This window comes from Desulfopila aestuarii DSM 18488, from assembly GCF_900143695.1.
Classification (GTDB): Bacteria; Desulfobacterota; Desulfobulbia; order Desulfobulbales; family Desulfocapsaceae; genus Desulfopila; species Desulfopila aestuarii.
On record NZ_FRFE01000008.1, the window covers coordinates 154,293 to 166,103 of the forward strand.

The window sequence follows — 11,811 nt, forward strand, 5'->3', positions numbered from 1 at the left end:
AGGGAAATTCTATAAGAAGAAAAGAGCCAACACTCCAGCATGTCAATAACAACAATTGCATGCCACAGGTTCAAGATTAACGCGCCTATCGTGACTTCCGGTCTACAGGCTGTCCAAACGAATCCTGACCCAGCAAGGAAGTAGCGTCGGAACCAAAGAGGGAAAGAAAGCTGTCATCCGCCATATTGCAACGAAATCCCCGGCATGTCTTAGGTCTATAATTATAGATTTTGCAACGGTACTGCCCATTGAGTCGCATAAGAAAAACACACCCCTTATCATCCGGGTGAATCATATACATTTTGCCGCTTGCTCTTGCCTCACGGCTCGCCTCCTCAAGACCTTTCTCGAAGATTGCCTTCATATTCAAATCCACCCCAACATGCCCACCCATTTTTTCGATAAATGGCACCTCTTCTTCACGTAATGCGATTTTACGGTATTTCCGGCAGCAAGTACCGCACTGTCTGCACTCATGAAAGATTGTGTTGAGTATTCCCTGCTCAAGCCTGGTGCTTGTCATGATATTCTCACAATATATTCCAGCGATTTTTTAGTGGGTGGTCTCTCAACACGACATCTGCCCGCTCAGAGTAGGGAACACCAACCCTTGAGATGCGTGGTGCAAGCAGGCTATCAAGAGTGGCCAACACCCCATCCTGCAATGCTTCCGGATTATAACCGCCTTCAAGAACAAACAGCAAGCGACCATCGCACACCTCTGCCGCATACTGCTGCAGCATCGTCGCAACAGTCCCATACCAACCAGTCGTCAGGGATGTCGCGCTAATCGGATCGTCCCGATGACCGTCATAACCCGCTGATACCAGAATTATCTGCGGCATGTACTGCTCGACAATCCCTTGCAGCAAACGGCCGACCAGATAGATATATTCCGAATCGCCAAATTGAGGATGCACCTCAATATTAAAGGTATATCCGCTACCCGCGTCGCGTCCGGTCTCTCGTGTTTTGCCTGTTGAGGGAAAAAGGTCTCGCTGATGGAGCGAAACAAACAGCACCTCATCAGTCTCATAAAAAATGTCCTGGGTTCCATTACCATGATGCACATCGAAATCGAGAACCAATATGCGATGTAACTGGTATTTTGAACGCAGATAGTTGGCCGTTATGCCAACATTGTTCATGACACAAAACCCCATCCCCCGACCCGCTTCAGCATGGTGCCCGGGAGGGCGTACCAGAGCGTAACCACAGTCGATATTGCCACTCAGGATCTCATCGGCAAGGGTAAGACAGCCACCCGCAGCCAGCCCGGCGATGTAGAGCGATTCCTCCATCAGGTACGTATCGGGATCATACGAGTAAGGATCTGGGTTAGCCGCATGCTCACGGATTTGATCAAGATAAAAGCGCGAATGCACAGCTTCCACCTCCTCCCTTGATGCCTCGCGAGGGGTGAATACAGCAAACCTGCCATCATACCGGTGCTGTACGGTCTCGTTCAGCGAGCGGATCCGTTCCGGATTCTCCAATGATCGTTTTACCGTCTTATGGCGCAGGTAGCGCTCATCAAACAGTAAGCCAAGGCGGTTATTCATAATGAAAATGATACATGGGTGTATTGCGGAAATGCTCAGCGTCAAGCCGGTAGAGATGTCCGGTACGTTTTACCCCGCCATCTGCATACTGAAGGGATTTTACCAGCTCGAAACCCAACTTGTGCAGACAGCGCTGCTGGGAAATATTGTCGATGTCGGTGTACATCTCTACTGCCGCCAGCTTTACCCGCTGCATAAGGTGAATGATGATATATTTCTGAGCCTCGGTGCCGTATCCATTAGAGCGATATTGCTGCTCGGCGATTTTCAGAGCCATAACCCCGCAGTGGTGCTGCTCCGGACGAATCCAGTAGTGGATAGTTCCGATCGGCAGCCCGTTTTTTACTTCGATTATAAAGGCTCTTTTCTGCTCATTCCAGTGCATGCCAGCAAGATGTTCCTTACGGCATTGCTCCACACTTATGCGATCCGGTGTAAGATACTCACCGTGAGCGACCTCACTGTTGCTCCAGTCGACAAGAAGAGGAATATCCTCCTCATCCACTTTGCGCAGAACGAGTCTTGGAGTCTTTATGGTATTACCGAAAATTGTCATGGATATTCTAATGATCATACGCCGCGAACGCGGCGTATGATGCTTCTTTTATTATGAGAGACTACTGACCGTTTCCTGCAAGCTCCTCGTTGACTGCACCAGTCTGTCAAGAGCCTGAACTGTGCTGCTAAGGGATGTATCTACGGCTTTCGTCGACTTCTGGTTCTCTTTTGACGAGACAGCGATGCTTTCAATTTCTTCCATCACCTCACGACCACTTCGGCTCAACCCGTCCGCCTTGCTGCTCAGATTTTCAACCGAGCCCGAGATGGAGACGATCCCTTTTGAGATGGTCTCCATCGCCTCCAGAGCGGTGTTGATAACCCGCCCGCCTTCATTCAGCTTGTTCATTCCATCCTGCATGGCATTAATGGTCTGACGTGATTCCCGTTCAACATTCTTGACGATGTTGGAGATGTCAATGGCAGACCTCGAGCTGTTCTCCGCAAGTTTTCGAACCTCATCAGCAACCACAGCAAAGCCGCGCCCCGCATCACCGGCACGGGCAGCCTCGATAGCCGCATTAAAGGCGAGCAGATTCGTCTGGGAGGCTATTTCTTTGATAATATCAACAAAACCTGAAATCTTCTCGAGCTGACTCACCAGCTCGGTCACCATCTCGTTATTCTTTTTCATGGTGGCATTTATGTCGACAAGTTTCTGCTCAGCATCTTTCCCTGCCGATTTGCCTGTTTCCGCCTCTCGAGCCAGGTTGGCCGCAAGCCGGCTCGATTCTGTGGAAAGGGTCAACATCTCACCTGAACTATCCACCATGTTTCTTATTGTTTTCATGGAACCATCGAGACGCCGCACCTCCTCGTCAATAAGCCGGTTCATCGCCTCTACCTGACCATTAGCCTCGTCCATCTGCCGCTTGGATACAGACACCAGGTCGTCAACCTCATTCACCGCTTTGGAGATCAGATTCTCGACCTCCTTTTCAGCGGTTTCGTCAATAATGTATTCAAGCGCTCCCTTGATATTGCCCTTGGCATCCTTGATGGGTGAGCCGGTATATTTGATCGGGATAGCTTTGCCACCACTCAAGTTCGCCACCGTGCGTTCAGTAACCACCGAATCGGTACGCATTGCCTGGGTGCAGGCACAATTTGCCGTCCGGCAGTGTTCGGTTTTAAACAGGTCGTAGCATTTCCTGCCGACCACCTCATCAGGGGTGGAACCCAGAACGGCGGCACCGGCCGGATTCATGAAAGTTATGGTATGGTCGGTGTCAATGGCCATGATGGGTGTCGGAATAGTGTTGAGATTCTCAATTTTCTCATCCGCGGCCTGTTTTTGCTTTATCTCCTCTGTCATATCAAGGACATACTCAAGAGCGCCCTTGATATTTCCTTTAGCGTCCTTGATCGGGGCGCCGGTATATTTGATCGGGATGACCACACCTTCAGCCGGGCGGGCTATTGTCTGTTCGGTCACTACCGAATCAGTACGCATTGCCCTGCCTACCGCACATTTTTCCGTACGGCAATGCGGAGTTTTAAAAAGATCATAGCACTTTCTGCCCTTTACCTCATCCGGAGTAGAACCCACTACAGCAGCCCCAGCCGGGTTCATGAAGGTTACGTTGAACTCGGTATCCACGGCCATGATCGGCGTCGGGATGGTATTGAGGTTTTCAATCTTCTCATCAGCTGCTTGCTTCTGCTTGAGCTCTTCGGTCATATCGAGAACATATTCCAGCGCGCCCTTGATATTTCCCTTGGCATCCTTGATAGGTGCTCCAGTGTATTTGATCGGGATAATCACCCCATCGGCAGGGCGGGCAATTGTCTGTTCCGTCACCACTGAATCGGTTTTCATGGCCCGGCCACAGGCACATTTTTCCGTACGGCAATGGGGGGTTTTAAAGAGGTCATAACACTTTCTCCCCATCACCTCATCCGGAGTTGATCCAACCACAGCGGCCCCTGCCGGGTTCATGAACGTGATGTTGAAATCCGTATCGACTGCCATGATAGGCGTCGGGATAGTATTGAGATTTTCAATCTTTTCGTCGGCAGCCTGCTTCTGCTGGACTTCCTGGCTCATGTCAAGGACATATTCAACCGCCCCCATGATGTTGCCTTTGCCATCCTTAATGGGGGCACCTGTATATTTAATCGGAATGATCAGCCCTTCACGTGGCCTGGCAATGGTCTGCTCCGTAACGACCGAGTCGGTTTTCATCGCCCGCCCGCAGGCACACTTCTCCGTGCGACAATGAGGCGTCCTGAAAATATCATAACACTTCTTGCCAAGGAGCTCTTCAGACGAGAGTCCCGCCACTGCCGCACCGGCTGCATTGATAAAGGTAATGGTAAAGGTCGTGTCTATTTCCAGAATCGGGGTTGGAATTACCTCCAGATCTTTTGAGAGCTGCCGAAGATGTGCCTCTGTCTTTTTCACCGCGGTTATATCGCTCATGGTAACGAAAGTCCCGCTTCCTTTTCCATTGACCGGCTTGGCTTTTGAGGAGAGATATTTTATCGCACCATTCCTGTCTTTATATACCACCTCCGTCTCAACCGCCTTGTTCATCCGACCGGACTTATCCACCGGACAGTCTTTCGTACCGCAGAGATTGGTAGGACAAGCCTCCTCACAGGTCATCCGACCGACAGTCGACTCCTCAGTAAGCCCAAAAGTATTGAGAAATGCTGCGTTTGCCCAGGAAATAACGCGGCTGTCATCAACGATGAAACTCGGCTCCATCAGCAGGTTAAGACATGAATTACCCATTATCGTATCGGTAGTATTTGAACCATTTTTTTCCATCTTTTCCCTCGCGTTTTAACCAGTTGTTTTTTTTAAATAAAGAATAAAACTGCTACTGTTTTTTGGAATTCGTTTCGTGATCATCCGCAATTCCCATATGATTGCGGATCAGATTGTAAATATTGACCACCAATACATGCTCGATTGTCGAGTCACTTCCCTCAAATTCGATAAGGCGATCTAGCGTATCCGCACGAGGAGCCATTTTCGGATGCAATGAGGGTGTCGAGTAGTATTTCTCCTGTTTGTAGATTGTGACAATAGAGTCGACTTCCAACGCCACGGTACGGTCGTGCTCACGGCAAATGATCAGTCGTGAGCCCTGATCACGCCCGTTAGTGGCATCGGAAAAATTATAGAATTTTCTCAGGTTGATCACCGGCACAATCTCCCCGCGCAGATTGATAACGCCTGATCGGAAACCGCCATTGCCAGGGATATTCAACAATCTCCTATTTTCGATGATCTCCCGAACGTCTTTCAATTCAATAGCGAAATGCTTGTCGACATTGAAGATCAGATAACAATTTTCCGTAATGAGATGGTGGGTTGTGGCGGAAGGTTGCCGCAATTGGGTTGCCCCGACCTCAGTGCCATTCTTCAGGCGCGACATCGACTTCAGATCGTCTATCTGGGCACACACGAGACTTGGCATATCCAGCAACAGTACATCACTCCCCGATGGTCGCTGATAAATGCCCGTCAGATTACTTTCCTGCCCTTGGGGCATAGCAAGAATTTCATCGTTATCGACGGAGAGAATTTCCCTAACATCCTCAACAATCAAACCAAAACAGCATTCCTCGGACGCCATCACCAGTATCCGGCAATCCTCCAGATTTTGGGCTTCAGCCTCCTTGTCTGGTGCCAGCAGATGGGCTGCATTCATCACCGGCACAGTTCTTCCACGAAGATTGAGTGCTCCTTCAAGAAGACCACTGCGGAACATTTCATCAATATCTGTCAGAAAGGTAATTTCCTGCGCGTACTTCACCGGCACCCCATACTCCTGCCCACAGCAGCGAAAAACAACGAACCTTGACCAGGTGATCTCTTTGCGCGGCAAAGCTGTCTGGTCAGCGACCCCGCTCTGCTCAAGATCATCCATCCCTTTACTGAAAAGGTTTTTAAGATCGAGCAATTCTGCTGTTCGTTTTCCTTTTTCGAGCTGAATTATCGCAGATATGACTTTGTCACCCCCTTGCAGAATCGGGTTGACAGGGCTGATAGCCTCTGGCTCAGCCCGGAAGACCTCCCGAATATCGTCTACCATCAGTCCGAGCAACTGATCGTAGAGCTGTACGACAGCAATCTTTGGCTCGCCACTGTAACCGGTCTGGCCAAGACCAAACCGTTTCTTCAGATTGACGATAGGCACAAATTTATCACGCAACTGCATGATACCTTCAACAAACGGCACACTGCCCGGCAATGGTCTGATGACACCCTGCACGGGTGTTGCTTCCACTACATTTCCAGCAAGAAGGGCTATTTCCAAACCCAAATCCACGTCAAGCATGAATGAAGCGAAGAGTTGTTCCTGTGACATGGGTTTTACCTCTGTTGCGTGTTGGCATCCGGGGACACCAGCATCATTTTGTTAACTACCGATTCAAGCTCAATAAAGTTCATGTCCATTGAAGACGTAAACCTTGGTCTGAGCTGATGATACCTGGAATCACTGAGATACTCGTCACCTCCGAGAATCAAAACAACTCGGAACGAATCGAAAATATCCTGCATAGCGATCATCTGCTCGAGTTCATGCCAGTTGGCGGCAAAGAGAATCATCAGATCACCGCTCTGCGGTCGAAAGTTGATAGGCAGAAGCGAATACATACTGCCATGAAGAACTACCATATCCTTTAACAACTCAATATTTCTGAGCGCCGACAGACAACGCTGTGGACAGGTGAAATACTTGCAGTCGTTCCGGCATAGAGCCTCATGGAGTGAGTAGAAAAATGCGTTCATAAAAATGATTATATAGTTAATGATTGCACACAAACGTGAATAACATTTTGAACAACAGGGTCTTGGAATAGAGAATAAGCAGAAAATATGCCAGAATGGAAAGCAGCGTCAGTTCAACAAGAAAGCACTGTATTTCATATGGCCACAGCGAAATATCCCACTGAGACCTCTCAAATGAGTACCACAAAAATTGTTAACCTTTGTGGACATGTCCACAAAAGTTGACAGTTATGCAGAAGGAGATAGCGTCTGGAAAAACGGGAAAAGTGAGTAAAACGAAATAGAGGAGCACTAAGGACAGATTGCAGCAAAATTTCCACATAACGCAATGGAAACTCGCCCGGAATTCTCCTGGCTAACGTCGAGTCATTTTCATCAGGATATTGCTGGCTCAGTCGACACTCAGGCCATGCTTCTGCAGCAACTGATAATAACGTGTCCGGGATAAACCTGCGGTTCTGCATGATTGCGAGATATTACCATGCGAGTACTCCTTGAGCTTTACAAGGTACTCCTTCTCGCATGTTTCTTTATATTGACGCCAGGATGGAATAGCCTCAGCCACACTATGGGGAGGCTTTTTCACCGATACGCCGGCTCGCGCCTGGAGAACTCGGAATTTGTCCGGAAGATGAACGGCAAAACAGGTTGGCCCGAGAAAAGGATTGAGAAAAACCTGTTCGATTATCTGAAACAGTTCACGTACGTTTCCCGGCCAGTCGTATAAGGAGAGTGCCTCAATAAAATCTGCAGCAACCCCTTTATTTTCAACCCCATACCTATCACACAACCGGCTTATATAATAGAGAACAAGCTCACGAATGTCTTCTCGCCGCTCCAGAAGTGAGGGAAGCTTGATAGTAAAAGCCTGCAGCCGAAATAGCAGATCTTCCCGAAACCTCCCTTCACGCACCCACTGCGAAAGATCGCGATTCGTAGCCGCCACCAGCCGAAAGTTACTATACAACTGACGCGAAGAGCCTATCGGCCGGTACTCGTGCTCCTGCAGTAATCTGAGAAATGTTTTCTGCATAGCAAGCGGCAACTCACCTACCTCATCGAGAAAAAGCGTTCCCCCGTCGGCGTGTTTGACAAGACCATCCTGATCACGGTCGGCATTGGTGAACGCGCCTTTCACATGACCAAACAGAGTGCTCTCGATGAGTGACTCGGGTAAGGCGGCACAGTCGACAACCACAAAATTTTTATCGGCCCGCGCACTGTTTTCATGAATAGCCTTGGCAAACAACTCCTTGCCCGTACCGGTGGCACCGTTCACCAGCACGCTCACATCAGATGATGCTGCCCTGGCCACCTGATCCAGGCATTCGCTGATGGCACGGCTGCTGCCTATGATGTTTTTCCGCTTCAACGCTACCGGCACCTCAAACACCTTGCGTTTCTCCTGCCGGTATTGCAGAGCCCGGGTCAAATGAAGAGATAACTCCCTTATCACATGAGGCTTTTCTATATAACACCAGGCACCGCTGACAATCGCTTTCTCCGCGCCATCGGCTTCTCCCTGACCCGTGATAATAATAATCTCAGGTTCTGAGCGTGCATGCTTGAAGTAACCGACCTCATCGAGGCCGTTACCGTCAGGAAGCTGCACATCCAGAAGAACGACATCAAATGAGCCACCCCTCACCTCTGCCAGGCCATCCTGCAAAGTATGTACACACGTAGCCGTATGGTTTGAAGCAACCATCTGACCGGCCAGCATATCAGCGAGGAACTTGTCGTCATCGACTATAAGAATGTCAGCCACCTCGTAGTGCCTCCTTAACCCTTAAGGAAAAATCCACCCTATCAACAGGCTTCATTAACAAATGACGAATACCTATCCGGGCAGCCTTTTCCGTATCCATGGCTTCACTGTAGCCAGTCACAACAATAATTGGCAGATCCGGCCGTAACGACAGCATCTCACGGGCGAGTTCTGCTCCTGTCATATTCGGCATGGTCATATCCGTAACTACCAGGTCACAGCACTTGGGGTTATCGCGAAAAGTTTTGACGGCCTCCAGACTACTATTGAACAACGTTACACGGTAACCGAGTTTACTGAGCATCCGCTCATGCACTTTACCAACCACTTCCTCATCATCAATCAACATGATCCTTTCACTGCCGCGGCTCTCGGGCCCATGAATTTCCTGAATATCTGCAGGATCGGATTTAGCCACATTGAAATAGACATCAAATACTGTCCCCTTCCCCGGCGTGCTTGTAACATCAATCTCGCCGTTATGTTTTTTTACTATACCATGTACGACAGAGAGCCCCAGGCCGGTCCCATGCTCCTTGGCACGTGTAGTAAAAAACGGATCGAAAATTCGTTCCAGCTGTTTGGGCTCCATACCGCAACCGGTATCCTCAACAGAAAGATGCAGATACGCCCCAGTCATCCCAACGAGCCCATCCACTATTTTTTGATGCTGTGTCAAGCGGATTGTAATCTCTCCGTGCTCCGCACCGATAGACTGTTTAGCGTTGGTTAAAAGGTTCATCAGCAGTTGGTGCACCTGACTGCTGTCAGCCATAATCGGCCCGCAGGAACCATCAATAAAATGATTGAGCCTGATGGTTGCAGGGAGGGAGGATCTCATCAGCTTCAGGACTTCCTTGACAATATACTGCAGCAAAAGAGGACGAAACCGGTCCTGGGTTTCCTGACGGGCAAAGGTCAATATCTGCTTGACCAGATCAGTCGCCCGGTCGCCACCCAACAGTATCTGATCAAGATCTTCCTGAACCGGGTTGTCTTTCTCCAGTTTCCCCTTCGCGATATACCCATAACCGATAACAGCTGAAAGTATATTATTGAAATCATGTGCAATACCTCCAGCAAGAGTACCAATGGCCTCCATTTTCATCGCATGCTGGAGCTGTTTTTCGAGAGAATCTTCCCTGGTTATATCTCGCTTTAAGGCGATGTAATTGGTGATTTTTCCAGAACCGTCAACAACAGGGGATATTGTCGCGTCCTCCTTAAAAAGGATGCCATTTTTTTTCCGATTTGTTAAACGACCGCGCCATACCTTGCCAGCCAATAGGGTATTCCACATTTTGGAATAGAACTCCCTGTCATGGACCCCGCTCTGCAAAATCCCGGCGGTCTGCCCTATAGCCTCCTCCCGGGTATAACCCGTTGTTTCACAAAAGGCGGGGTTCACGTACTGCTGCATACCGTCAAGGTCAGTTATGACAACACTTTCCGACGCCTGCTCAATAGCAGCCGACAACAGGCGGCGTTCTGCTTCCTGCTGGAGGGTCTGCGTAACATCCCGGGCTATCTGCACCAGCCATTTGAGTTGGCCCTGCTCATCAAATATCGGTGAGGAATGAACATCAAACGTCTTGGAGAGTTTTTCATTATAGATGAGACCACTATGTGTGCTGCAATCCTCACAGGTATTGAGAACCGGGCATCCCTCGCATGGCTGGGAATAGCCCTGAAAAACCTCGTAGCATCTGTTCCCGATCAGATCGTTGAAAGACAGGTCAAACATCGTTCGAGCCGCCCGGTTGGCGCGGATTATCCGCATATGCCGATCCTGGATAGTGACAATATCGCTCAAGGCATCAAATGTCTTTTCCCATTCTTCTTTGCTTCGTCGAAGAATCTGCTCAGTTTTGTATTTGACCGTTATATCTTCGAAGGTAACAACCAGTTCCCTGTTAGGCAGAGTAAAGATCGAAAAATCCAGCCACATTCGCCCGCCGGAAACGCCCTCAAAAAAGGACGGCATATGCTCTTCTGACGTTGTTTTGTAGACCCGACCCATTGCTTCAGGCAATCCGGAATTTTCAATACCAGGCATAATCTCAAAAACGCTCTGCCCCACGCCTTTTTCCCTGGTAGTGTCACAGATTTTTTGTGCTGCACTGTTCAAATCCTTGATTGTGAAGGTGAGACCATCGTCATGGGACTCACAGATCAGTACACCGCGCTCCGTTTGCCGGAATAGTTCCCGATACCGAATCTCCGATAGCCACTGCCCCGTTACATCCCGGACCGCTGCAACAACACTTTCGACGCTTCCATCCGGGCCGAATACCGGCCCCAGATCAATCTGGAAGTGCCGTGCCCCCCAACTCTCGATAAAACTGTTGTCACATCTGTAATGAAAAACAAACCTTATCGCCTCCAGCCATTTCTGTCCCACGTCCTCAGGCAACAGGTTCATCAATTTTCGGGGCAATTCAATATCCGGGCTGATCGTCAGCAGTTCACCAGCCTCTCGGTTGAGGTAAATAACAAAGCCCCCACGATCAATGCTCAGCACACCTGTGCCAGTGATCCGAAGAATACCCTCATAAAGAATGCTCCGATGTGCATCGGACCGGCCCAATTCTCTTCCAACAGGAGTATTGGGGGAGGAAACGGCCAGGCCTCTCATCGATGTGGCGGGAGTAAGTGTCAGGACTACCTGCTTGACCGTACCGTTTTCTTCCGGTATGGGAGCAAGCGAAATATCCACATCCATAGGATGAAGAGATCTGCCAGATAATAGTATCTTTGCAGTAAGTGGGTGGAGGACGTCACTGATATTTTTTGGGAGGCATCTGCCGATTTCTGCCTCCTGCGAGGCAATCATCATTTTCTCAAGCAGCTCAGCCCATACACAACCAGTCACATCACGACCGAAGATATCTGCGGCGGGCTTATCGCACCAAAACACTTTTCCTGCGGCTGTCAGTAGCACAATGCCACTTCGACAAGTATGGGCTGCGGGGTTTCGAGTGTGATCTGGAGAAACTACCACTGCACCCGCTTGGGAAACGTTCAACATAATTGCCAACTACTATAGATCCGATTATTTTCTTGAGTATCTACACAGCGCTCTCCTGGAAATTAATGGACGCAACTATGTGACCTCGATCTCATGAACATACTACCTCGGCTGACAAATTCATACTACTCTGTGGGATTTTCTTTTG

The 11,811-nt window shown here is 49.3% G+C and carries 8 protein-coding genes; all 8 read right to left on the reverse strand.

The features are described 5' to 3' along the window. Nucleotides 1-85: 85 nt before the first annotated feature. Nucleotides 86-523, reverse strand: a complete 438-nt coding sequence (locus BUF15_RS10195) for a YkgJ family cysteine cluster protein (RefSeq protein ID WP_073613360.1) — start codon at nucleotides 521-523, stop codon at nucleotides 86-88. A 7-nt stretch (nucleotides 524-530) separates the two neighbouring features. Continuing rightward, complete coding sequence (locus BUF15_RS10200) at nucleotides 531-1,562, reverse strand: histone deacetylase family protein (protein ID WP_073613361.1); 1,032 nt, start codon at nucleotides 1,560-1,562, stop codon at nucleotides 531-533. Further along, complete coding sequence (locus BUF15_RS10205; RefSeq protein WP_234981154.1) at nucleotides 1,555-2,136, reverse strand: GNAT family N-acetyltransferase; 582 nt, start codon at nucleotides 2,134-2,136, stop codon at nucleotides 1,555-1,557. The genes BUF15_RS10200 and BUF15_RS10205 overlap by 8 nt, the downstream gene beginning before the upstream one ends. Before the next feature lie 33 nt (nucleotides 2,137-2,169). Beyond that, nucleotides 2,170-4,893 (reverse strand): PAS domain-containing protein, encoded by a 2,724-nt coding sequence (locus BUF15_RS10210; protein WP_073613362.1) that lies wholly within the window; start codon nucleotides 4,891-4,893, stop codon nucleotides 2,170-2,172. Nucleotides 4,894-4,945: 52 nt separating this feature from the next. Further along, on the reverse strand, nucleotides 4,946-6,442 hold the full coding sequence (locus tag BUF15_RS10215; protein WP_073613363.1) for a chemotaxis protein CheW: 1,497 nt from the start codon (nucleotides 6,440-6,442) through the stop codon (nucleotides 4,946-4,948). 5 nt (nucleotides 6,443-6,447) lie between these two features. Further along, entirely contained in the window at nucleotides 6,448-6,867 is a 420-nt protein-coding gene (locus tag BUF15_RS10220; protein WP_143170685.1) for a hypothetical protein, read from the reverse strand. A 391-nt stretch (nucleotides 6,868-7,258) separates the two neighbouring features. Further along, nucleotides 7,259-8,635 (reverse strand): sigma-54-dependent transcriptional regulator, encoded by a 1,377-nt coding sequence (locus BUF15_RS10225; RefSeq protein WP_073613365.1) that lies wholly within the window; start codon nucleotides 8,633-8,635, stop codon nucleotides 7,259-7,261. Next, on the reverse strand, nucleotides 8,628-11,576 hold the full coding sequence (locus BUF15_RS10230; protein WP_159441279.1) for a PAS domain-containing protein: 2,949 nt from the start codon (nucleotides 11,574-11,576) through the stop codon (nucleotides 8,628-8,630). Before BUF15_RS10230 ends, BUF15_RS10225 begins: the two co-directional genes overlap by 8 nt. Between the last annotated feature and the right edge of the window lie 235 nt (nucleotides 11,577-11,811).

What these genes read in the sequence shown, in the direction of transcription:
- BUF15_RS10195 (WP_073613360.1), bottom strand. Translation starts at nt 523, where the DNA reads ATGACAAGCACCAGGCTTGAGCAGGGAATACTCAACACAATCTTTCAT.
- BUF15_RS10200 (WP_073613361.1), bottom strand. Translation starts at nt 1,562, where the DNA reads ATGAATAACCGCCTTGGCTTACTGTTTGATGAGCGCTACCTGCGCCAT.
- BUF15_RS10205 (WP_234981154.1), bottom strand. Translation starts at nt 2,136, where the DNA reads ATGATCATTAGAATATCCATGACAATTTTCGGTAATACCATAAAGACT.
- BUF15_RS10210 (WP_073613362.1), bottom strand. Translation starts at nt 4,893, where the DNA reads ATGGAAAAAAATGGTTCAAATACTACCGATACGATAATGGGTAATTCA.
- BUF15_RS10215 (WP_073613363.1), bottom strand. Translation starts at nt 6,442, where the DNA reads ATGTCACAGGAACAACTCTTCGCTTCATTCATGCTTGACGTGGATTTG.
- BUF15_RS10220 (WP_143170685.1), bottom strand. Translation starts at nt 6,867, where the DNA reads ATGAACGCATTTTTCTACTCACTCCATGAGGCTCTATGCCGGAACGAC.